The organism is Arthrobacter sp. Soil_C_49 (genome assembly GCF_057656635.1).
This window is the reverse complement of sequence record NZ_JBDGJZ010000020.1, coordinates 40,285-62,544: the sequence shown is the minus strand read 5'-3', so window position 1 is coordinate 62,544 and position 22,260 is coordinate 40,285. Positions and strand designations below refer to the sequence as shown.

Below are 22,260 nucleotides of genomic sequence, written 5' to 3'. Positions count from 1 at the left end.
AGCCCGCCGGTAGGCTTAACGGCATGACCGAACAACTCTCTGCTCCCATGCCCGTTGCCGTGCTGGGCGCGAACGGGCGCATGGGCGCTGAAGCCGTAAAAGCCATCGAAGCCGCACCGGACATGAAGCTCGTCGCAGCCCTGGGCCGCGGCGACTCGCTGGACCAGATCACGGCTGCAGGCGCCCGTTTTGTGGTGGACCTGACGGTGCCGGAAAGCACCGAGGCGAACGTCCGCTTCGCCGTCGAACACGGCATCCACGCCGTGGTGGGCACCACCGGCTGGGACAGCGCCAAGCTGTCCGCCCTGGCGGACCTGCTGGCCGGCCAGCCCGAAACCGGTGTGCTGATTGCCCCCAACTTCGCCCTTGGCTCGGTCCTTGCCTCCGCTTTTGCGGCGAAGGCAGCCAAATACTTTGAGTCCGTGGAGATCATCGAACTGCACCACCCGGACAAGGTGGACGCGCCATCCGGCACCGCCGTCCGCACCGCCCAGCTCATCGCCGCCGAGCGCGCTGCCGCCCAGGTGCCGCCGAGCCCCGATGCCACCACCAGGGAACTGGCCGGTGCCCGCGGCTGCGACGTTGACGGAGTGCGCGTCCACAGCGTGCGTCTCCGCGGCCTGGTGGCCCACCAGGAAGTCCTCCTGGGCGGCGCCGGCGAGCAACTGACCCTGCGCCACGATTCCTTCGACCGCGCCTCTTTTATGCCCGGCGTGCTCCTTGGCCTGCGCAAGGTGGCCGCGCACCCCGGACTCACGGTGGGCCTGGACGGCTACCTGGACCTGGGGCTGTAGGCCATGGCAGGGCTGGTGGCGGGTTTCCGGAAGAACCGCACCAAGATCTGGGTGGGCGCGGTCACGCTGCTCCTGGTCTTCTACCTGGTGGTGTCCTTCCAGCGTTCGGTCCTGCTGCTGACGGACAGCAACCCCGCGGCCGTGGCCATCGGGGCGGCGTACCTGGTGCTGCCCGTAATCGGCGCGTGGGCGCTGGTCCGCGAGTTGATGTTTGGAGCCCGCACCGAACAGATGGCAAAAGTCCTCGAAGCCGAAGGCGGGCTTCCCGTGGACGAACTGCCCAGGACGCCCGCCGGCCGCATCGTCCGGTCCGCCGCCGATGCCGAATTCGAGAAGTACCGCGCGGAAGCTGAAGCGGCCCCCGGAGACTGGCGTTCCTGGTTCCGGCTAAGCTGCGCTTACGACGCCGCAGGCGACCGCAAGCGTGCCCGCGCCTCCATGCGTGATGCCGTCAAGCTCTTCCGGGGCAACGTTCCGGCTTAGCAGTACGCCTAGCGGATGGCTTTGGCGCCGCCACGGCCCACCTGGTTTGCCGCGTGCCCCACCCACTCCAGCGGCCCGCGCCATTTGAGCAGCACAAACACCATGCCGATGATCACCGCGGACGCGGCGTGGGCGAAGTACATGGCGTCCTCGCTCCAGCCGGCCGGAAGCGGTTTGAGGTAGAACCCCGAAACCACCCAGACGTGGACGGAGTACAGGGTCAGGGTCATGGCGCCGGCGCCGCGCAGGGGCAGCAGCAGGTCCAGGGCCACCCAGTCGGCCAGCCTGCCCAACAGCAGGAACGCCCCGATCACCGCCGCGGCCACCGCCGATGTGTGCAGCAGGTCCAGCGTGGTGGCCGAGTGGGGTGCCGCGGACGCCAGCCACCACCAGGAACCCTCCTGCGGAATACCCGTCAGGTTGACCTGCAGCACGCTGTCCAGCGGATAGCCGGGCGAATTCAGTACCTTCTCCAGGGCCGTGCGGCCGCCCCAGTCCTCCATGGCCGCGGTCCCCAGAGATTTGGCCGCAACCGCCACAATGGTGCCGCCTGCCAGCAGCACCCACGGCACCAGTGCCTTGTTCAGCATCAGGCGGCCCACGACGAGCCCCACCAGGAGGTAGGACAGCCACTGGAAGACGGGGTAATAGCCCGTAAAAAAGACGTCGGCCAGGAGCCGGCCGGGTGTGGACAAATCCTCCCAGGAGGGGTTGTGGCCCAGCTTGAGCGGCGGGTTCGCGGCCAGCAGCCACGGGCGCAGCAGGTATGCCAGCACGGGGGACACCAGGATCCAGCCGGCCGCCCAGGCGCACAGCGCCTTCACCCGCAGGCCGAGGAACGGCAGGACGCACAGGAACAGCACTGCGTAATGGACCAGGATGATGGCCAGGTTCACTTCCAGGCCGCCCAGGCTCAGTCCGACGGCGGCAATCACCAGGGCGCGCAGGGCCACGCCGCGGCGGGCGCCGGACAGGTCGGGACCCTGCAGCGGCTTGTGCTTTCCCGTGGATAAGGCAAGGCCCACGCCTGCCAGGACCGCGAAGAGGGCAGCCGCCCTGCCTGAAAACATCAGGCCGATCCAGGTGGGGGTGAGGTTGGCGTTCGACTCGAAGGTGGGAAGCAGGTGGGTGGCCATCATTCCCAGCAGCGCCAGCCCGCGGGCCGCGTCGATGCCATGCAGCCGGGCAGGGGCGGAACGCCCGGGAGACGTCCTGGCGGAAGCGGCGGCATTACGGGAGGTCATGCCCAGATCGTCTCACATCGGGCTGTGCCGGCACTGCCAAAGAAGTCCCTTGTATTCGAATATGTGTTCGAATAATATGAACGTCATGCAAACGCCATCATCCAGAGTCCCGGTATCCGGAGCACCCGCATCCGAGTCCCGCCATGCCGGGCCGCTGAAGGCCATGAGTCCCGGGGTGGTTGACTACCTCTTCCGCCAGCTGGTGACGGGAAAGGCTCCCGAGGACACCCAGTGGGAGCAGGAGGGCATCAGCCTGTCCGCCCAGCCGGAGGGGGCCGAGCTCGCCCGGCGCCTGGCCGAGACGGACATCGATGCCCTGACGCCCGTGGAACTGTTCCACTACGTCCGCGCGGCCCAGCGCCTCGCCACGTGGGCGGAAGGGCTCCGGCAAGCAGCGGTCGGCAGGTACTGCCACCCCGGGCCTGTGTAGCCCGGCATGCCTAGGATGGAGGCGTGTTGGACACTCTCCCTGTTTCCGTCATCCAGTACCGGCCGCTCGACGGAGGCATTCCAGCCAACGCTGCGGAGCACGTGCGCCTCATCGAGGACGCCGACGACCACGGCGCGCGCCTGGTGGTCTTCCCGGAACTCTCCCTGACGGGCTACCGGCTGGATCTCCTCGCCCACCCTGATTCGTGGCTCATGCCGGATGACCCACGACTGGGCGATATCCGCGAGATCTGCCGACGGACGGGCATCACTGCAGTAGTCGGGGCGGCCCTTCGCGAACCCGACGGCACACCCCGGCTTGCGTCGGTTGCCGTCCACCCGGACGGCGCTACCGAGGCGGCTTTCAAGACCCACCTGCACGGGCCGGAACGCGAACTCTTCACACCAGGGGAGGGGTCCAGGCTCGTCGGGGTGGACGGATGGCAGGTTGCGCTGGCGCTCTGCCTGGATACGTCAGTACCCGCGCATGCCGGCGACGCTGCCGCCGCCGGTGCCGATCTTTATTGTGTGTCAGCTCTGTACACCAAAGACGAAGAGCACCGCCTTGCCCTCCACCTGGGTGCACGCGCCATGGACAACCGGATGTTCACGGCGCTGGCCAACCTTGGCGGCAGCAGTCCGTTGGGCGAATCGTGCGGGCTGAGCGGATTCTGGGGGCCGGACGGGCTTCCCCTGCGGCAGGCTGCCGGGACCGGCACCGAAGTGGTTTCATCAATCCTGCAGCGCAGCAGGCTGGAAAAGTTCCGGAAGTAAATTCCAAGACATGCTTCCGTGGCCCGAAGCGGAAACCCTATTTGACGTTCATCACGCCCGTCCTATTGTCCTAACCAGCCATGGACAGGGTAACGTTTTTTCCATGGCTGACAATTCCGCGCACATCCCTGCCCTCGGTACCCTCCTGACCGCCATGGTCACGCCGTTTTCCAAGGACGGCTCAGTGGATTACCGGCAGGCGGCGGAACTGGCCACCAAACTCGTCGACGACGGCTGCGACGGCCTGGTGGTCACCGGAACCACGGGTGAAACCTCCACCCTCACCGACGAGGAGAACCTCGGCATGTTCCGGGCCGTCAAGGAAGCCGTGGGCGGCCGTGCCGCAATCATCGCCGGTACCGGCACCAACGACACCGCGCACTCGGTGCACCTTTCCCAGCAGGCCGCGGCGCTCGGCGTCGACGGCATCCTGCTGGTGACCCCGTACTACAACAAGCCCAGCCAGTCCGGCCTGCGCGCCCACTTCGAGACCATCGCCTCGGCCGCCGACGTGCCCGTGATGCTCTACGACATTCCCGGCCGGTCCTCCATCGCCATCGAGCCGGAAACCATGATCCGGCTGGCGCAGCACCCCAACATCGTTGCGGTGAAGGACGCCAAGGCGGACTTCGTGGCGGCCACCCGTGTTATGAGCGAGACGGACCTGCTCTTCTACTCGGGCGATGACGGACTGACCCTGCCGTGGATGGCGCTGGGCGCCGTCGGCCTGGTGGGCGTCACCACCCACGTGGCCACCCGCCGCTTCCGCGAACTCATTGATGCCGTGAATGCGAACGACCTCGGCACCGCACGGAAGATCAACTTCGAGCTCCAGCCGGTGGTCCGCGCAACCATGACCCGGGTCCAGGGGGCCGTTGCGGCAAAACAGATTCTTAAATGGCAGGGAGTCCTGCCCAACTCGATTGTCCGTTTGCCCCTCGTGGAGCCGGACGAAGCCGAGATCGAAACCATCCGCGGGGATTTGGCGGAAGCGGGGCTGGTCTACTCCTGAGGACGACGACCGGCACCCTTCCGCCTGGAAAGTAGTGCAATATGACCCAAATCGCCCTGACCGGCCTTGTCACCCCGCCGCGCCTGCCCAGCGGCACGCTGCGGATCGTTCCGCTTGGCGGACTGGGGGAGATCGGCCGGAACATGGCCGTGTTCGAAATCGACGGCAAACTGCTGATCGTCGACTGCGGCGTCCTCTTCCCGGAGGAAACCCAGCCCGGCGTTGACCTGATCCTTCCTGATTTCTCGTACATCGAGAATCGGCTGGATGACATCGTGGCCGTCGTCCTCACCCACGGCCACGAGGACCACATCGGTGCTGTCCCGTACCTGCTGCGCCTCCGCAACGACATCCCGCTGGTGGGTTCCCAGCTGACCCTTGCCCTGATTGAGGCGAAGCTGCAGGAACACCGCATCCGGCCCTACACGCTCACCGTGGAAGAGGGCCAGGTAGAGAAGTTCGGCCCCTTCGAGTGTGAATTCGTAGCGGTCAACCACTCGATTCCCGACGCCCTGGCAGTCTTCATCCGCACCGCAGGCGGCACCGTCCTGCACACGGGCGACTTCAAGATGGACCAGCTTCCGCTCGACGGCCGCATCACCGACCTCCGGCACTTCGCCAAGCTCGGCGAAGAGGGCGTTGACCTCTTTATGTCGGACTCCACCAACGCGGACGTCCCGGGCTTCACCACCGCGGAAAAGGAAATCGGCCCCACGCTTGAGCGGCTCTTCGGCCAGGCCACCAAGCGCATCATCGTGGCGTCCTTCTCCTCGCACGTCCACCGCGTCCAGCAGGTCCTCGACGCCGCCGCGAAGCACAACCGCAAAGTGGCCTTCGTTGGCCGCTCGATGGTCCGGAACATGGCCATCGCGGAAAAGCTGGGGTACCTGGATGTTCCGCCGGGCCTGATCGTGGACATCAAGAACATTGACAACCTGCCGGACAACCGCGTGGTCCTGATGTCCACCGGCTCGCAGGGTGAACCGATGGCCGCGCTGTCCCGGATGGCCAACGGCGACCACCGCGTGGTGGTGGGTGACGGCGACACCGTCATCCTGGCGTCCAGCCTCATCCCCGGAAACGAAAACGCCGTCTTCCGCATCATCAACGGGCTGCTGAAACTCGGCGCAGACGTCATCCACAAGGGCAACGCCAAGGTCCACGTCTCCGGCCACGCCGCGGCCGGCGAGCTCCTGTACTGCTACAACATCCTTGAGCCGCTCAATGCCATGCCCGTGCACGGCGAGACCCGGCACCTGATCGCCAACGGCAAGATCGCCATCGAGTCCGGGGTTCCGGAAGCCAGCGTGATCCTCGCGGACAACGGCACCGTGATCGACCTGAAGGACCACCGCGCCGATGTAGTGGGACAGGTGGAAGTGGGCTTCGTCTACGTGGACGGGTCAAGCGTGGGGGAAATCACCGACGCCGACCTCAAGGACCGCCGCATCCTCGGCGACGAGGGCTTCATCTCCATCATCACCGTGATCAACCGGACCACCGGCAAGGTGGTCTCCGGGCCGGAAATCCATGCCCGCGGCGTGGCCGAGGACGATTCGGTGTTTGATGACATCATTCCCAAGATCAACGCGGCACTCGAAGAAGCGGTCCTGAACCACGCGGACCACACCAGCCACCAGCTCCAGCAGGTGGTCCGCAGGGTGGTAGGCACCTGGGTAAACCGCAAGCTCCGCCGCAAGCCCATGATCATCCCTGTGGTCCTCGAAGCCTAGAGGCCCGCACTGGCTGCGGCCCGTACTCCCCATCAGGAGTGCGGGCCGCAGCCGTTTCAGGAGTCCCACCTTCTCCTTTGACCCAGGGGGATGGCCGGGCTCCAAATCCCCGGGAAACCGGTGCGGTTCCGGTACCGTGGCTACTATGGCCACTCGTACTACTTCCGCGCCCAATGGATCCGGCAAGGCCAGTTCCGGCAGCAAAGCCGGGGGTCGCGGTTCCAGCTCCACGGCAGCAAAATCTCCGGCCAGGCCCGGGCGCACCAGCACGGCCAGGACACGCCAGCTTCCCGCCGTCGAACAGCACCAACCGTGGCTGCTCCGCGTGGTAGGCGGCGCGTGGCTGGGCGTCGGCCACCTGGTGGGCGGGGGAGTGCGGCGCATCGGCCATGACGTCAGCGACCTCCCGGCCGAGGAACGCCGCGATGGCGCCGCCCTGTTCAACCTTGCCCTCGGCATTTTCATCGCCACCTTCGCCTGGTGGGGCCTGACAGGCTGGTTCCCCGATGCCGTCTACAGCGTGGTGAACGGGACCTTCGGCTGGATCTCGCTGTTGCTTCCCCTGATGCTCTTTGTCTGTGCCTTCCGGCTCTTCCGCCAGCCCTCGGACGGGCGCGGCAACAACCGGGTGGGGATCGGCTTCCTCATCATGACGTTTGCCGGCTGCGGCCTGGCCCACATCCTGGGCGGACAGCCCACCGTTGCCCAGGGCTTTGACGGCCTGCGCCAGGCCGGCGGAATGCTGGGCTTCCTGGGCGCCTCCCCGCTGGCCGCGATCCATCCGGCCGTGCCGCTGGTGCTCTACGGGCTGCTGGCCTTTGTATCGCTGCTCATCATCACCGCCACGCCGTTCGGCGCCATTCCGCGGCGGCTGCGCGGCGCCTATGAGCACCTGATGGGCATCGACCTGCAGGAGGAGGACGGGAACCGCCACGATCGAAGCTACCTGGAGCGGAGGCCGCCTGCGGCGCCGAAAAAGAAGAAGCGCCGCTTCTTCGGCAAGGATGAGGAGTCCGACGCCGGCCTGGAAGGGTATGTGGGCGACGAAGCCTTCGAGCATGCCGTCATCGACGACGACGAGCCGGAGCCGCCGCGTCCGGCCCCGGGCGTCCGCCGTCCCACCCAGGCGGAGATCGCCGTCGAAAAGATCAAGGCCGCACAGGGCCTCGGCAGCGCCGCAGCGGCGGGCCAGGACAACGCCACCGAAGCCATCCCCATGGTCACGCCCGGAATGGCGGCTGCCGCCAGCAAGCCGGCTGCCGCACCCACCGTGCCCTCCAACCCCGTGGCTCCCGCACCCCCGCCCGTTCCCATCCCGCAGCGCACCGAGCAGTTGTCCCTGGCCGGCGACGTGACGTACACGCTCCCGGCATCGGACTATCTCACGCCCGGCTCCATCCCGAAGGAGCGCACGGAAGCCAATGACGCCGTCGTCGCTGCCCTGACTGACACCCTGCAGCAGTTCAATGTCGATGCCACGGTCACCGGCTTCAGCCGCGGCCCCACCGTCACCCGGTACGAGATCGAACTGGCGCCGGGAACCAAGGTGGAGCGGGTCACCGCCCTGTCCAAGAACATTTCCTACGCCGTGGCCTCCAGTGATGTGCGCATTCTCAGCCCCATCCCGGGAAAATCCGCCATCGGCATCGAGATCCCCAACACGGACCGCGAAACCGTATCCCTGGGCGACGTGCTCCGCAGCCAGAACGCCCGCCGCACCGACCACCCTATGGTGATGGGCGTGGGCAAGGACGTTGAGGGCGGCTACGTGGTGGCCAACCTGGCCAAGATGCCCCACCTGCTCGTGGCCGGTGCCACGGGCGCGGGTAAGTCCTCCTTCGTGAACTCCATGATCACGTCCATCCTCATGCGCGCCACCCCGGACGAGGTGCGGATGGTCATGGTCGACCCGAAGCGGGTGGAACTCACCGCCTACGAGGGCGTCCCGCACCTCATCACCCCCATCATCACCAACCCCAAGAAGGCGGCCGAGGCCCTCCAGTGGGTGGTCCGCGAGATGGACGCCCGCTACGACGACCTCGCCAACTACGGGTTCAAGCACATCGACGATTTCAACAAGGCCGTCCGTGCCGGCAAGGTCCAGCCTCCGGTGGATTCGAAGCGCGTCATCCGCCCCTACCCGTACCTGCTGGTGATCGTGGACGAGCTCGCTGACCTGATGATGGTGGCGCCGCGAGATGTTGAAGACTCAATCGTCCGCATCACCCAGCTGGCCCGCGCCGCCGGTATCCACCTGGTGCTGGCCACCCAGCGGCCGTCCGTGGACGTGGTCACCGGCCTCATCAAGGCCAACGTGCCCTCCCGGATGGCGTTCGCCACCTCCTCCGTCACGGACTCCCGAGTGGTCCTGGACCAGCCGGGTGCCGAAAAGCTCATCGGCCAGGGCGACGCCCTCTTCCTGCCCATGGGTGCCTCGAAGGCCATGCGTGTCCAGGGCGCGTGGGTCACGGAGTCCGAAATCCACAAGGTGGTGGAGCACGTCAAGGGACAGCTCCAGGCCAGCTACCGCGACGACGTCGCGGCGGAGGCGCCGAAAAAGCAGATCGACGACGACATCGGGGACGACCTCGAGGTGCTGCTGCAGGCCACCGAACTGGTGGTCACAACGCAGTTCGGCTCCACGTCCATGCTGCAGCGCAAGCTGCGTGTGGGCTTCGCCAAGGCCGGCCGCCTTATGGACCTCCTCGAATCAAGGGGAGTGGTGGGCCCCTCGGAAGGCTCCAAGGCCCGCGATGTGCTGGTGAAACCGGACGATCTCGCCCCAGTGCTGGCCGCCATGAAGGGGCAGGAAGCGCCGGCAGCACCGGACGCTCAGACAGCTGCGCTCAGCGACAACGCCAACGCGAACATCGCCCAGGGCGGGTACGCCGAAGACCTGGTGGCCGCGGACCTGGACCAGCGGAAGCAGAACGTGGAATATTACGACGGCTCCGACTCCCCGCCGGGCGGGTACGACGACGAGGACGGCTCCGAGGACGCCTGGTCCCTCACGGGCCGCTAGGCCCGAGACTGTAGCCTAGAAAGGTGACTAGCACTGATGCAACCGCCGCCGGCTCCAGCCGTGCCGGGGTCTGGAACCTTCCCAATGTCCTGACCATGCTCCGCATCGCGCTGGTGCCGTTCTTCGTCTGGTTCCTGATCGCGGACGCGCCCGGCCTCCACAGCGAGTCCGGGCCCTGGCGCTGGGCAGCGGCGGCCGCGTTCGCCGTCGCGATTTACACTGACAAGCTCGACGGCGACATCGCCAGGAGCCGGAACCTCGTGACCGACTTCGGCAAGATCGCCGACCCTATCGCGGACAAGCTGCTCATTGGGTCTGCCCTGGTGATGCTGTCCGTGCTCGGCGAGCTGCCCTGGTGGGCCACCCTGGTGATCCTGGTGCGCGAATGGGGCGTCACCGCCCTTCGTTTCTTCGTCATCCGTTACGGCGTCATCCCCGCCTCCCGGGGCGGCAAGCTCAAAACCGTGGTCCAGACGGCGGCCATCTTCCTGTACCTGCTTCCGCTGGGCGCCATTGCACCGTGGCTCACCTGGGTGGCCTTCGCCGTCATGATGGTGGCCGTGGCCATCACCGTCTGGACCGGTGTCGAGTATGTTGTCGAGGCTGTGCGCCTGCGCGCCAAGGGCAAAGGCCAAGGAACCACCAGCGGACAGGATCCGGCATGACCAACCAGCAGCATCTCTCGCTTCACCATCTGGCTGAGCAGGCAGTCCGGCAGGCCATGGAGCTAAAACGCACCGTGGCCACAGCGGAATCGCTCACTGCCGGCATGGTGTCGGCAGTCCTCGCTGACACTCCGGGCGCCTCGGGAATGCTGCAGGGCGGTGTGGTGGCCTACCAGAACTCCGTCAAAGCGGACGTGCTGAAAGTTCCCGCGGAACTGCTGGCCAGCGCGGGATCCGTCGACAACGGTGTGGCCGCGGCCATGGCGGAGGGTGCACGCATCGCCCTTGGCGCCGACATCGGCGTCTCCACTACGGGCGTTGCCGGGCCGGAAGCACACGACGGAAAACCGGTGGGAACTGTGTTCATCGGCGTCGCCACGGCAGCGGGAACAACCGCCTACGAGTATGCGTTTTCAGGGAGCAGGGCAGATATCCGCGGCCAGGCCTGCGGGGCTGCGCTGGAACGGTTGATCGAGGCCCTGGCGTCCTGAAGTTACCGGGCTGTAAAGTTGGCGGGAACAAAAGCCGGTACCGATTAGTTATTACATTGTGTCGCTTCCGAAGAGCGGAGGCGCCTAGGATGAAATCACCACGGTTCGCCTCACGGCGGACCGGACTTAACGAGGAGCAAGGCGATACAGATGGTAAAGCAGCCCGTATCCGTAAACGGCGTTGTCCGCTGGAAGGATGTGGGCCTCGCCGATCAGGCTAAGAGCGAACAGAAGGAGCGCAAGATGGTAGTACTTCGTCACGAAATCGGTGATGTCCTGCGCGATGTTCGCCAGCGTCAGGGGCGAACGCTCCGTGAGGTTTCGCACAGCGCCCGCGTGTCCCTGGGGTACCTCAGTGAAGTGGAGCGCGGCCAGAAGGAAGCATCTTCCGAGCTGCTGTCCTCCATCTGCTCGGCCCTGGACGTTCCGTTGTCCAGCATGCTCCGCGAGGTCAGCGACCGCGTGGCAGTAGCCGAAGGCGTAGCCGTCCCGGACACCGTACCGCAGGAATTCTCCCAGCGTTACGGACGCGACCTTGAGCGCGACCTGAACAACGAACTCAATGACGAACTTTCAACCGGCCTCCTTTCAGGCGCCCGGTAAGGATTGATCCGCCAGGCGGCGGAATCCTGCACACGAAGCCCCCGGCAGCCCGCCGGGGGCTTTCTGTGTTTCCTGTCACTTTTCCGGGGCCGGCAGCTCCCTTGCTTGCATGCGTCTGCAGGGTTTGGTCTCTCCGGGGTTTTGGCCTACATGTCCTGCGTGAAACCGTCGCGCTCATAGGTTGCATTGAGCTTGGCCATAAACCGGGCAAGTTCCTGCAAGTCCTCCACCGGCCATTCACCCAGCCGCTCCCGGAAGACCTCCCGGCGCGCGTCCTGGACCTGGTGCATCTTTTCCTCGCCCTTGGGAGTGAGCCGGATGGCCTGCGCGCGTCCGTCCAGCGGATCAGCTTCCTTCGAAACCAGCCCGATGCTTTCGAGGAACGCAATCTGGCGGCTGACGGACGGCTTGCCCACGCCGATGTTCATGGCCAGGTCCGTAAGCCGGATGGGGCCCTCCCGCCGTATCACCGTCAGCAGACCGTAGGCAGCCGGTTCCATGTCCGGATGGACCTGGCGGGAGAGCTGGTTGGAGATGGCCCGTGCGCGCCGCCAGAAGACGCTGATCTGGTGCTCCACGTTCTGCAGTGCGGCGTCCACCAGGTCATCGTCGTCGCGGGCTGCGGGGGTCGGGGCGGCAGGGGAGTTGCTCATGGCAACAATTCTAGGGTCCGGGATCATGAGAGACTCAACAGGTGCGAATCAGCGACTATTGGCGACTTATGGACGATGAATTTGGCGCCGGCTACTCGCGGGTCCTTAGCAGCACCCTTGTTCTTGCGGGAGTGGGCGGCCGGACTGCGGACCAGGCGCTGGCCGCCGGAGTGGAGCCCCGCAAGGTCTGGCTGGCGGTCTGCGATGTCCAGGACGTTCCCGCCGAGCGCCGGCTCGGCCGGGACATCAAGCCCCGGGCCGAATAGACCGAATCCGTCTGACACGCCGGGCTATTGTTCGAATACCTGTTCGGGTAAAGCTATGCTTTTCCTAGCGGGTTATCCACATAGCCGCCGTCCTCCGGCCGGAATGTCAGTGGGTCCCATTAGCGTCAGAGATGACCAATAAACGGCCACTGAGGCCACTCCAAAGCGAGAAAGCATTAGAGGTGTGAACCATGGCGGCAGCCCCGGATCGTGCAAAAGCGCTCGAAGCAGCGCTGGCCCAGATCGACAAGCAGTTCGGTAAAGGCTCAGTCATGCGGCTCGGCGACGAAGTCCGGGCCCCCATCGAGGTCATCCCCACCGGCTCCATTGCCTTGGACGTGGCCCTGGGAATTGGCGGCCTTCCCCGCGGCCGCGTCGTGGAGATCTACGGTCCGGAATCCTCGGGTAAAACCACCGTTGCACTGCATGCGGTGGCCAACGCCCAGCGGCTGGGCGGCATCGCCGCCTTCATCGATGCCGAGCACGCCCTGGACCCGGAGTACGCCGCCAAGCTCGGTGTGGACACGGACGCTCTCCTGGTCTCCCAGCCGGACACCGGTGAGCAGGCCCTGGAAATCATGGACATGCTGGTCGGTTCAGGCTCCCTGGATGTCATCGTCATCGACTCCGTTGCCGCCCTGGTGCCCCGCGCGGAAATCGAGGGCGACATGGGCGACAGCCACGTTGGCCTCCAGGCCCGGTTGATGAGCCAGGCCCTGCGTAAGATCACCGGCCGCCTCAGCCAGACCAAAACCACGGCGATCTTCATCAACCAGCTTCGTGAAAAGATCGGTGTTTTCTTCGGTTCCCCCGAGACCACCACCGGTGGTAAGGCCCTGAAGTTCTACGCCTCCATCCGTATCGACGTCCGACGCATCCAGACCCTCAAGGAGGGCGCGGATTCGGTGGGCAACCGCACCAAGGCCAAGATCGTCAAGAACAAGATGGCCCCGCCCTTCAAGGTGGCCGAGTTCGACATCATCTATGGCCAGGGCATCTCCCGCGAGGGCGGCATCATCGACATGGGTGTTGAGCACGGCATCATCAAGAAGTCCGGCTCCTGGTTCACGTACGACGGTGACCAGCTGGGCCAGGGTATGGAAAACTCCCGCCGGTTCCTCCGCGACAATCCGGAGCTGGCCGCCGAGCTGGAGCGCCTGATCAAGGAAAAGCTCGGCGTTGGTGTGAAGCCGGCAGAGGCCGAGTCCAAGGACTCCCCGAAGCTGAAGGCCGTAGACGGGTTCTAGCCCTTGAACGGTACTGACGACGCGCGTCCCCGCCGGTCCAGGACCGGCGGGCGGCGCGCTGCCTTTTCTGCTGATGCGTTCCAGGACGGGCCGGATCCGGACTCGCCCGCCTCGGAGGATGCCGAGCCTGATCCCTTTTCGGTGGCCCGGAACATTGTGTACCGGCAGTTGGCCGCATCGGCGAAAAGCAGGCTTCAACTGGCCCGCAAGCTTGCCGAGCGGAACATTCCGGAGCATGTTGCCGAGGCGGTACTGGACAAGTTCGAAGAAGCCCGCCTGGTCAATGATGCCGATTTCGCCGACACGTGGGTGCGGAGCCGTTCGCAGTCCCGGAAGCTGGCCAAGGGCGCGCTCCGGCGGGAGCTCGCGGAAAAGGGCGTCCAGCAGGAAACCGCCGAGGCAGCTCTGGAGCAGATTTCGGACGCTGATGAGGAGACGGCCGCGAGGAGCCTGGTGGAGCGGAAGCTGCGGTCGGGCGTTGACCTGGCGGACCGGGCAGAGCGGGATAAGGCCACGCGCCGGCTGGCATCGATGCTCGCACGGAAGGGCTACCAGCCGTCGCAGGCTTTCCGCATTGTCTCCGAGGTCCTGGATGCCCGGGCGGCTCCAGACCATGACGAGCCGGTGAACCGGTACCCTTAACAGGTGAGTTTGACCATTCCCTCCCCACTTTCCGGCCCCGACGCCTCATCAGGCGGCGCTTCACCGGACCCTGACGCGGCCCAGGCAGTTGCCGCTCCGGACAACCTGGCCCAGAAGTCCCGCACCTACGAGGTCCGTACTTTCGGCTGCCAAATGAACGTGCACGATTCCGAGCGCATGGCAGGAATGCTGGAAAATGCCGGTTACGTGCCGGCAGACGGCGGCCAGGCTGACGTGGTGGTCTTCAACACGTGCGCCGTGCGGGAGAACGCCGACAACAAGCTCTACGGCAACCTCGGCATCCTCGCCCCCGTGAAGGCGGCCAACCCGGGGATGCAGATCGTGGTGGGCGGCTGCCTGGCGCAGAAGGACCGCGAAACAATCCTGAAAAAGGCTCCGTGGGTGGACGCCGTGTTCGGCACGCACAACGTCGGTGCCCTGCCTGCCCTGCTGGAACGGGCCCGGCACAACCACGAGGCCCAGCTGGAAATCCTCGAGTCCCTGGACGTGTTCCCGTCCACGCTTCCCACCAAGCGCGACTCCGTGTACTCGGGCTGGGTTTCCATTTCGGTCGGCTGCAACAACACCTGCACGTTCTGCATCGTTCCGTCCCTGCGCGGCAAGGAGAAGGACCGCCGTCCCGGCGACATCCTCGCGGAGATCCAGGCCCTGGTTGACGACGGTGCCATCGAAGTCACCCTCCTGGGCCAGAACGTGAACTCCTACGGCGTGGAGTTTGGCGACCGGCAGGCCTTCTCCAAACTCCTTCGTGCCTGCGGCGATATTGAAGGGCTTGAGCGGGTTCGCTTCACCAGCCCCCACCCGGCCGCGTTCACGGACGACGTCATCGACGCCATGGCTGAGACGCCCAACGTGATGCCGCAGCTGCACATGCCGCTGCAGTCGGGCTCGGACAAAGTCCTGCGCGACATGAAGCGTTCCTACCGGTCCACGAAGTTCCTCGGCATTTTGGACAAGGTCCGGGAGAAGATTCCCCACGCCGCGATCTCCACGGACATCATCGTCGGCTTCCCGGGTGAAACTGAAGAAGACTTCCAGGCCACCCTGGACGTGGTGGAAAAGTCCCGTTTCGCCACGGCTTTCACCTTCCAGTACTCCAAGCGCCCGGGGACCCCCGCCGCCGACTTGCCGGACCAGTTGCCCAAGGCTGTGGTGCAGGAGCGGTTCGAACGGCTTACTGCCCTGCAGGACCGCATCGCCGCAGAGGAAAACCGGAAGCAGCTCGGCCGCAGGGTGGAGGTCATGGTCACCGCCCAGTCCGGCCGCAAGGCCGGGGAAACCCACCGCCTCTCCGGCCGGTCCCGGGACCAGCGGCTGGTGCACTTCTCAGTACCTGACGGCGCGCCGGCACCGCGACCGGGCGACCTCGTCACGGTCACCATCACGGAGGCTGCAGCCTTCCACCTCGTGGCCGATCCAACCCTTGAGGACTACAGCCTTCGCCGGTCCCGCGCCGGCGACGCCTGGGACAGGTCGCAGGCCGAGTCCTGCGGCGTTCCCGCCCCGGGCAGCGGCAGCGGTAACGGCCGGGCCGGGGTGTCCCTCGGTATGCCCTCTCTGCCCGTGCGCACCCGCTGACAGTGGGCGCCCAGCCGGTTATCGCCGTCGTCGGTCCCACCGGCTCAGGCAAGTCCGACCTTGCCGTCAACCTGGCGCTGGAACTCGATGGCGAAGTGATTAACGCCGATGCCATGCAGTTCTACCGGGGCATGGACATCGGCACGGCGAAAATCAGCCTGGCCGAACGCAGGGGAGTACCGCACCATCTCCTGGACATCCTGGATGTGACCCAGGAGGCCAGCGTCTCCCAGTTCCAGGAGCAGGCGAGGGCCGCCATCGCGGATATACATTCACGCGGCAAACGTGCCATCCTTGCCGGCGGTTCCGGACTGTACGTACGCGCCGCGCTGGACGTCCTGGAATTTCCGGGAACCGATCCTGCGGTGCGGCAGCAGCTTGAGGATGACCTGGCAGCCCAGGGTGCCGAGGCTCTGCTCGCCCGGCTCCAGGCCGTGGATCCGGTGTCCGCCGGCCGGCTGTCCGACAGCAGGCGCATCATCCGCGCGCTGGAGGTCCATCAGCTCACGGGCCGCCCGTTCAGTTCCTTTATGCCGCAGCGGGAGTACGTCCAGCCTGCGGTGCAGATCGGGCTGAGCGTCGACCGCGAACAGCTGCGTGAGCGGCTGGCCCTTCGTGTGCACCGCATGGTGGACGATGGCCTGCTTGCCGAAGTTGAGCGGCTCGAAGCCCGAGGCCTCCGGCAGGGCAAAACGGCGCCGCGTGCCCTCGGCTACGCACAGTTCCTGCGCGTGCTCGACGGCGGCACAACAGTCGGTGAGGCCGCCGAAGAAACCATCGTGGCTACCCGGCAGTTCGCCCGCCGCCAGCTCACCTGGTTCCGTGCCGACCCGCGCATCAGCTGGCTGGACTGGCAGGACCCCGCGCTGACGTCCCGCGCGGCCGCGTTCTGCAGCTAACGGGCGCTGCCCGGTTTCGGGCCTGCGCTTCCCGGCCGGTACCCTTAACACCATGGATGCAACCCTTGCCGAGTCAACCACGCACGCCTTCCGAACGCTGGGCGGGCTGCGCTTTTCCAAGGGCCACGGCACCGGCAACGATTTTGTCCTCGTGGCCGATCCCGAGGGAGAACACACCATAGCCGCTGAGCAGGTGGCCGCACTGTGCGACCGGCACCGCGGCATCGGCGGTGACGGCCTCATCCGGGCGGTCCCGTCCCGGTTCCTTCCGGAGGGCCGGGAACTGCTCGCTGCCGTCCCTGGTGCCGAATGGTTCATGGATTACCGCAACGGCGACGGGTCACTGTCCGAAATGTGCGGCAACGGTGTCCGCGTCTTTGTGCACTTCCTGCGCACGGAGGGCCTGGTTGACCTGCCCGACGGCGGCGCACTCACCATCGGCACCCGCGCCGGCGCGAAGACAGTGGTGCGGACAGGCGAGGATTACGCCGTCGACATGGGTCCGTGGGAGTTCATCTTCCCCGGCGAGGCTACGGCCAAGGCGATGGATTCGCTCGTGACGGCCGACGGGCTGGAAGTCCCGCGGCCGGCGCTGTCCGTCAGCATGGGCAACCCGCACACCGTTGTTGCCCTCGCCGAACTTTCGGAACTCGCCGGGACCCGGCTGTACACCGCCCCTGTGGTGGACCCCGTGCCCGTGAACGGCACCAATGTGGAGTTTGTTGTCCCGGCCGAGCCGCTGGTGCACGACGGCGTGGGTTCCGTCACCATGCGCGTGCACGAACGCGGCGTGGGGGAGACGCAGTCCTGCGGTACTGGCGCGTGCGCCGCCGCCGTGGCCATCCGGCACTGGGCAGGAGCTGAAGCTCCGGACACCTGGCGCGTCAACGTCCCTGGCGGCGTGGTGGGCGTGAAGTTCTTCGCCGGCCCCGGAGGCCACGAACACGTCGAGCTCAGCGGACCCGCCGTTATTGTGGCAACAGGGACGCTTTCCTGACCTTCAGGATCCGGAACGACTTGGACGTTGATTCCCGGCTCACGGCAAAGGAACCATCCAGTTCTGCCGCGAGCCACCGCTGCAGCGAGTCCGAGCCAAGATTCTTTTGCACCACAAGCCAGGCAGTTCCACCCGGTGCCAGGCGGGGCAGCCACAGCGTCAGCAGGGAATGGAGTTCGTCCTTCCCGATCCGGATGGGCGGATTGGACCAAATCGTGTCGAAACGCACGTCCGGATCCACGTCCCCGGGCGTGCTGGCCACCACGTTGGACAGTCCCAGGGCCGCCGCGTTCTCGTTGGTCAAGGCAATGCAGCGTTCGTTGACGTCCACAGCATAAACCTGCGCATGGGGCGCCCGCAGGGCCATGGTCAGCGCGATCGGACCCCAGCCGCAGCCGATATCCAGCAGGTTGCCGGTAGGCGAAGGGGCAGGGACCTCGGCGAGGAGCACTGCAGTTCCCTTGTCGATGCCGTCCGGGCTGAAGATGCCGCTTGAAGTCTGCAGCCTGCGTGTTTCCCCTGCCAGTTCCACAGTGAGCGGCTTGCGGGTAAACGGGCCGGTGGGGGATGAACTGAAATAGTGAGCGGACTCCATAACTGGCCAGAGTAGTTCCCCTTGCAGCGTAATGGGAAACTGCATATGGGACGGCTCTGTTAGGGTAGAAGGCATGTTCCTGATCTTCGAGTAGCCGGCACGGGCCACGCCCGTCCCGAAGAAACTGTCCCACAGCGAAGCAGGCGTTCACGCCTTCCGCACTTGTGCACCGGACCACGCCCAAGCGTTATTCCGGCCGCCGGACAATACTCGAAAGTCAGCCTCCTGCTGTCCCTTTCGCTGATGCTCCGGCACTTCCTTCGTCGTCGCCTCCGTGAGGCGGCCGCCACCCGCCGGCCCATTTGCTGCCTCGCGGGACCAACCAGGAGAACTGCATGACAGCAGGCCGTCAGCCCAGCGCGAATACTTCCCCAACCACCAGCAATCGGCACTATTCTGGAAATGCCGAACCTTCAAAGGAGACCATGACCAGCCAGCCCAACACCGGATCAGATCCAGCCGCCCAGGACATGAGTCCTGAGGAAATCCAGGCCGTGATCGACCGGATTCTCTCCAAGGACGTACCGGCCAAATCCGTCAGCACGCCGGGCGCAGCGCAGCGCGGCGACGGAAAAGGCGTACTGGGCCAGGCCCAGGCCATCTCCCGCCTGGACGAAGAACATTCAACATACGACGGCGACCAGCAGGACCTCGAGGAACGCCGGGCCCTGCGCCGCACGGCGGGCTTGTCCACGGAACTCGAGGACGTCACCGAAGTCGAATACCGGCAGCTCCGCCTGGAACGTGTGGTGCTTGCGGGCATTTGGTCCGAAGGCACCCTCGCCGACGCGGAGAACTCACTGCGCGAACTCGCCGCCCTCGCCGAGACCGCAGGCTCGGAGGTCCTGGACGGCCTGGTACAGCGCCGTGACAAGCCGGACCCCGGCACCTTCCTGGGCTCCGGCAAAGCCCTGGAACTGAAGGACATCGTGATGTCCACCGGCGCCGATACCGTGGTGGTGGACGCCGAACTGGCTCCATCCCAGCGGCGTGGCCTGGAGGACATCGTCAAGGTCAAGGTCATCGACCGGACCGGGCTGATCCTGGACATTTTCGCCCAGCACGCCAAGAGCCGGGAAGGCAAGGCGCAAGTGGAGCTGGCCCAGCTCGAATACCTGCTGCCGCGCCTCCGCGGCTGGGGTGAGTCCATGTCCCGCCAGGCCGGTGGCCAGGTGGGTGGCGCAGCAGCCGGCATGGGTTCGCGTGGTCCGGGTGAAACCAAGATCGAGCTGGACCGCCGGAGGATCCGCACGCGCATGGCCAAGCTGCGGCGGGAGATCGCCGCGATGAAGCCCGCCCGCGAGACCAAGCGCGCCAACCGGCGTCGTAATGAAGTACCCTCGGTGGCCATCGCGGGTTACACCAACGCCGGCAAGTCCTCGTTGTTGAACCGCCTGACGGACGCCGGGGTTCTCGTGGAGAACGCATTGTTCGCCACGCTGGATCCCACGGTCCGCAAGGCCGAGACCGCCGACGGACTGGGCTACACCCTCGCCGATACAGTCGGCTTCGTCCGGTCGCTGCCCACGCAACTGGTGGAGGCTTTCCGGTCAACCCTTGAGGAAGTGGCGGACTCGGACCTGATCCTCCACGTGGTGGACGTGTCCCACCCCGACCCCGAGGGCCAGATCGCTGCTGTCCGCAAGGTCTTCAGCGAAGTGGACGCCCGAAAGGTGCCCGAGATCATCGTGTTGAACAAAGCCGACGCCGCGGATCCGTTTGTGGTGGAACGGCTGAAGCAGCGCGAACCACGGCACGTGGTGGTCTCGGCCCGCACCGGGGAAGGGATCCCCGAGCTGCTGCAGGCCATCAGTGAGGCCATTCCGCGGCCGTCCGTCAAGCTCGACCTGCTCATTCCGTACGACCGCGGTGACCTGGTGAGCAAGCTGCACGAATCGGACGCTGAGATCATCAGCGTTGACCACGATGAAGCCGGCACCCGGGCAGTAGTCAAAGTCCGGGAAGGCCTTGCGGCTGAACTGGAATCATTCGTCACCCATGACTGACGCCGTGGCCGACGAAGCCACAGCTGCGCCCGGCGAGCAGTTCGTGATCGAACTGCTCGACCGGGCCGTAGCAGGCATGGGCGGCCAAAGCCGGACCGGGCAGCACGAAATGGCCAGGCACGTTGCCCGGGCCATCGAAACCGGAGACCACCTGCTCGTCCAGGCGGGCACCGGCACGGGAAAGTCGCTGGCATACCTGATTCCCCTGATCGCTCATGCTTTGGAGAGCGACAAGCCTGCCTTGGTGTCCACCGCAACGCTTGCCCTGCAGACCCAGATCGTGGGCAGGGACCTGCCCCGGCTCCTGAAAACCATCACCCCGGCCTTGGACCGGCCCGTCAAGGTGGCGCTGGTCAAGGGCCGGTCCAATTACGTCTGCGTGCACAAACTCGAAGGCGGTTTTCCCTCGGAGGAACCCTCCGAGGGCCAGCTGTTTTCCCTGGGGGAGGACACCAGCGTCCCGCATTTCGCTGCGGCGGTGGGCGGTCCCGCCTCGCAGCTTGGCAAGGAAGTGGTCCGGCTGCGGGAGTGGGCGGAAAAGACCACCACCGGGGACCGGGACGAGCTTCTGCCCGGCGTCACGGACCGCGCCTGGCGGCAGGTCTCGGTCACCTCCATGGAGTGCCTGGGCGCGCAGAAGTGCCCCATGGCGGCAGAATGCTTCAGCGAGCTGGCCCGGCAGGACGCCGCCGACGCCGACGTTGTGGTCACCAACCATGCCATGCTCGCCGTCAGCGCTTTTGAAGGCCTGGCCGTGCTCCCGGAGTACGATGTGGTGGTGGTGGACGAGGCCCACGAGCTCCAGGACCGGGTGACCGGCGCGGTGTCCGGCCAGCTCTCGGTGGCCATGGTCCATGCCGCCGCTGCCGGTGCGCGCAAGCACACGGCCATCACCGTGGACGCTCTGAACGCGGCTGCAGCCAACCTTGAGGTTGCGTTGGCGGGTGTCCCCAACGGGCTGCTGCCGAACGGCCTGAATGATGAGCAGCTGGACTGCGTGGACCAGCTGCGTGAGGCCTGCCGGGCCGCCCTGTCCGACTCAAAGGGGGACAGCAGCACAACGGCCGACGGCGGGCGGCAGCTTGCGCGCTCCCGGCTGATGCTCATCCTGGAACTTTGTGAACGACTACTGGCAGGCCGGGAGAACCGGGAAGTGGTGTGGTTCTCCCGGGCCAGCTCGTTTGACCCGCAGCAGGGCTATTCCCAACCGGACGAGACGGCTCCTGCGCTGGTCAACATAGCCCCGCTCTCCGTCGCGGGCCGCCTGCGGGAGGGCCTGTTCGCGGGGCACACAGTGGTGCTGACGTCGGCGACCCTGGCCATCGGTTCGGCGTTCGAGCCCGCAGCGGGCGGGCTTGGCCTCGTCGGGGAGGGGGCGCCGAGCTGGTCCGGTGTTGACGTCGGCTCACCTTTTGACTATCCCAAGCAGGGCATCCTCTACGTGGCGGGCCACCTGCCCAAGCCGGGCCGGGGCGTGTCGCCGGAGGCACTGGCAGAGCTCGAAGCCCTGATCCAGGCATCCAACGGCGGTGCACTGTGCCTCTTTTCGTCCCGGCGCGCGGCAGAGGAAGCAGCCGATGTGCTGCGGCCAAAGCTGGGGATGACCATCCTGTGCCAGGGCGATTCCACCATGACGGCGCTTGTGAAACAGTTCGCGGACGAACCCGACACCTGCCTGTTCGGCACCATGTCCCTGTGGCAGGGCGTCGATGTACCGGGCGGGTCCTGCCGGCTGGTGGTCATTGACCGGATTCCGTTCCCGCGGCCGGACGATCCCCTGATGACTGCACGGTCCCGCGCTGTGGCGCAGGCGGGCGGCAACGGCTTTATGTCTGTTTCGGCCACCCACGCTGCGATCCGCCTGGCCCAGGGAGCCGGCCGCCTCATCCGCTCCACCGGGGACAAAGGCGTGGTGGCGGTACTGGATTCCCGGCTGGCCACCGAACGCTACGCCGGATTCCTTCGCGGCGCGATGCCGCCCTTCTGGTCCACAACGGACCGTACGACGGCGATCGCGGCACTTGAGCGGCTCGCGCAGGAGAACGCCTGACGGAAACGCCTACGCCTTGCCGGCAGCGCCTTCGCGCTGCCGGCAAGACGGCCGTA

The 22,260-nt window shown here is 66.2% G+C and carries 21 protein-coding genes; 18 read left to right on the top strand and 3 right to left on the bottom strand.

From position 1 onward, the window contains the following. Positions 1-23 precede the first annotated feature (23 nt). Together dapB and AC3A4Z_RS21840 are read left to right on the top strand one after the other, a co-directional pair. Positions 24-794 carry a 4-hydroxy-tetrahydrodipicolinate reductase gene (gene dapB / locus AC3A4Z_RS21845; protein WP_498714344.1) on the top strand — a complete coding sequence of 257 codons (771 nt, stop codon included), beginning with the start codon at positions 24-26 and terminating at the stop codon, positions 792-794. A gap of 3 nt (positions 795-797) precedes the next feature. Further along, positions 798-1,277, top strand: a complete 480-nt coding sequence (locus tag AC3A4Z_RS21840; RefSeq protein WP_493970552.1) for a hypothetical protein — start codon at positions 798-800, stop codon at positions 1,275-1,277. A gap of 8 nt (positions 1,278-1,285) precedes the next feature. On the opposite strand, the gene AC3A4Z_RS21835 is transcribed toward AC3A4Z_RS21840, so the two are convergent. Continuing rightward, on the bottom strand, positions 1,286-2,521 hold the full coding sequence (locus AC3A4Z_RS21835) for a heparan-alpha-glucosaminide N-acetyltransferase domain-containing protein (protein ID WP_498714341.1): 1,236 nt from the start codon (positions 2,519-2,521) through the stop codon (positions 1,286-1,288). Positions 2,522-2,606: 85 nt separating this feature from the next. Between AC3A4Z_RS21835 and AC3A4Z_RS21830 the strand changes: the two genes are divergently transcribed. The 8 genes from AC3A4Z_RS21830 to AC3A4Z_RS21795 all read left to right on the top strand — a co-directional run bounded on the left by AC3A4Z_RS21830 (position 2,607) and on the right by AC3A4Z_RS21795 (position 11,250). Then, positions 2,607-2,951, top strand: a complete 345-nt coding sequence (locus AC3A4Z_RS21830; protein WP_493970554.1) for a hypothetical protein — start codon at positions 2,607-2,609, stop codon at positions 2,949-2,951. Between the two features lie 23 nt (positions 2,952-2,974). Beyond that, positions 2,975-3,724, top strand: coding sequence for a carbon-nitrogen hydrolase family protein (locus tag AC3A4Z_RS21825; protein ID WP_498714339.1), 750 nt, complete (start codon positions 2,975-2,977; stop codon positions 3,722-3,724). A 103-nt stretch (positions 3,725-3,827) separates the two neighbouring features. After that, the gene (gene dapA / locus AC3A4Z_RS21820) at positions 3,828-4,736 is read left to right on the top strand and encodes a 4-hydroxy-tetrahydrodipicolinate synthase (RefSeq protein ID WP_498714337.1); all 909 of its coding nucleotides are present in this window, start codon (positions 3,828-3,830) and stop codon (positions 4,734-4,736) included. Positions 4,737-4,777: 41 nt separating this feature from the next. After that, complete coding sequence (locus AC3A4Z_RS21815) at positions 4,778-6,469, top strand: ribonuclease J (RefSeq protein WP_498714335.1); 1,692 nt, start codon at positions 4,778-4,780, stop codon at positions 6,467-6,469. 145 nt (positions 6,470-6,614) lie between these two features. Continuing rightward, positions 6,615-9,491 (top strand): FtsK/SpoIIIE family DNA translocase, encoded by a 2,877-nt coding sequence (locus tag AC3A4Z_RS21810; RefSeq protein WP_498714333.1) that lies wholly within the window; start codon positions 6,615-6,617, stop codon positions 9,489-9,491. A gap of 23 nt (positions 9,492-9,514) precedes the next feature. Next, complete coding sequence (gene pgsA, locus AC3A4Z_RS21805; protein WP_493970559.1) at positions 9,515-10,156, top strand: CDP-diacylglycerol--glycerol-3-phosphate 3-phosphatidyltransferase; 642 nt, start codon at positions 9,515-9,517, stop codon at positions 10,154-10,156. Continuing rightward, positions 10,153-10,647, top strand: a complete 495-nt coding sequence (locus tag AC3A4Z_RS21800; RefSeq protein WP_493970560.1) for a nicotinamide-nucleotide amidohydrolase family protein — start codon at positions 10,153-10,155, stop codon at positions 10,645-10,647. The genes pgsA and AC3A4Z_RS21800 overlap by 4 nt, the downstream gene beginning before the upstream one ends. Before the next feature lie 150 nt (positions 10,648-10,797). Further along, positions 10,798-11,250 (top strand): helix-turn-helix domain-containing protein, encoded by a 453-nt coding sequence (locus tag AC3A4Z_RS21795; RefSeq protein WP_050055661.1) that lies wholly within the window; start codon positions 10,798-10,800, stop codon positions 11,248-11,250. Positions 11,251-11,396: 146 nt separating this feature from the next. Here the strand turns inward: AC3A4Z_RS21795 and AC3A4Z_RS21790 are convergent, their stop codons facing one another. Beyond that, positions 11,397-11,903 carry a MarR family winged helix-turn-helix transcriptional regulator gene (locus AC3A4Z_RS21790; protein WP_498714329.1) on the bottom strand — a complete coding sequence of 169 codons (507 nt, stop codon included), beginning with the start codon at positions 11,901-11,903 and terminating at the stop codon, positions 11,397-11,399. 41 nt (positions 11,904-11,944) lie between these two features. Between AC3A4Z_RS21790 and AC3A4Z_RS21785 the strand changes: the two genes are divergently transcribed. From AC3A4Z_RS21785 to dapF, 6 genes are all read left to right on the top strand, one after another. Continuing rightward, entirely contained in the window at positions 11,945-12,169 is a 225-nt protein-coding gene (locus AC3A4Z_RS21785) for a DUF3046 domain-containing protein (protein WP_050055659.1), read from the top strand. Positions 12,170-12,360: 191 nt separating this feature from the next. Further along, positions 12,361-13,416 (top strand): recombinase RecA, encoded by a 1,056-nt coding sequence (gene recA, locus AC3A4Z_RS21780; protein ID WP_091418086.1) that lies wholly within the window; start codon positions 12,361-12,363, stop codon positions 13,414-13,416. A gap of 3 nt (positions 13,417-13,419) precedes the next feature. Further along, positions 13,420-14,058, top strand: a complete 639-nt coding sequence (locus AC3A4Z_RS21775; RefSeq protein WP_498714326.1) for a regulatory protein RecX — start codon at positions 13,420-13,422, stop codon at positions 14,056-14,058. Between the two features lie 3 nt (positions 14,059-14,061). Next, positions 14,062-15,657 carry a tRNA (N6-isopentenyl adenosine(37)-C2)-methylthiotransferase MiaB gene (gene miaB, locus AC3A4Z_RS21770; RefSeq protein WP_498714322.1) on the top strand — a complete coding sequence of 532 codons (1,596 nt, stop codon included), beginning with the start codon at positions 14,062-14,064 and terminating at the stop codon, positions 15,655-15,657. Positions 15,658-15,659: 2 nt separating this feature from the next. After that, positions 15,660-16,556, top strand: a complete 897-nt coding sequence (miaA, locus tag AC3A4Z_RS21765; RefSeq protein WP_498714320.1) for a tRNA (adenosine(37)-N6)-dimethylallyltransferase MiaA — start codon at positions 15,660-15,662, stop codon at positions 16,554-16,556. A 52-nt stretch (positions 16,557-16,608) separates the two neighbouring features. Further along, positions 16,609-17,553, top strand: coding sequence for a diaminopimelate epimerase (gene dapF / locus AC3A4Z_RS21760; RefSeq protein WP_498714317.1), 945 nt, complete (start codon positions 16,609-16,611; stop codon positions 17,551-17,553). Here the strand turns inward: dapF and AC3A4Z_RS21755 are convergent. Continuing rightward, the gene (locus AC3A4Z_RS21755) at positions 17,525-18,148 is read right to left on the bottom strand and encodes a class I SAM-dependent methyltransferase (RefSeq protein WP_498714311.1); all 624 of its coding nucleotides are present in this window, start codon (positions 18,146-18,148) and stop codon (positions 17,525-17,527) included. The two genes, dapF and AC3A4Z_RS21755, sit on opposite strands and share 29 nt — an antisense overlap. 425 nt (positions 18,149-18,573) lie before the next feature. On the opposite strand from AC3A4Z_RS21755, the gene hflX reads away from it, so the two are divergent. After that, positions 18,574-20,154: a GTPase HflX gene (gene hflX / locus AC3A4Z_RS21750; RefSeq protein WP_498714309.1), complete on the top strand. Its 1,581-nt coding sequence runs from the start codon at positions 18,574-18,576 to the stop codon at positions 20,152-20,154. Beyond that, on the top strand, positions 20,147-22,204 hold the full coding sequence (locus tag AC3A4Z_RS21745) for an ATP-dependent DNA helicase (protein ID WP_498714307.1): 2,058 nt from the start codon (positions 20,147-20,149) through the stop codon (positions 22,202-22,204). The genes hflX and AC3A4Z_RS21745 overlap by 8 nt, the downstream gene beginning before the upstream one ends. The last annotated feature ends 56 nt before the right edge of the window (positions 22,205-22,260 follow it).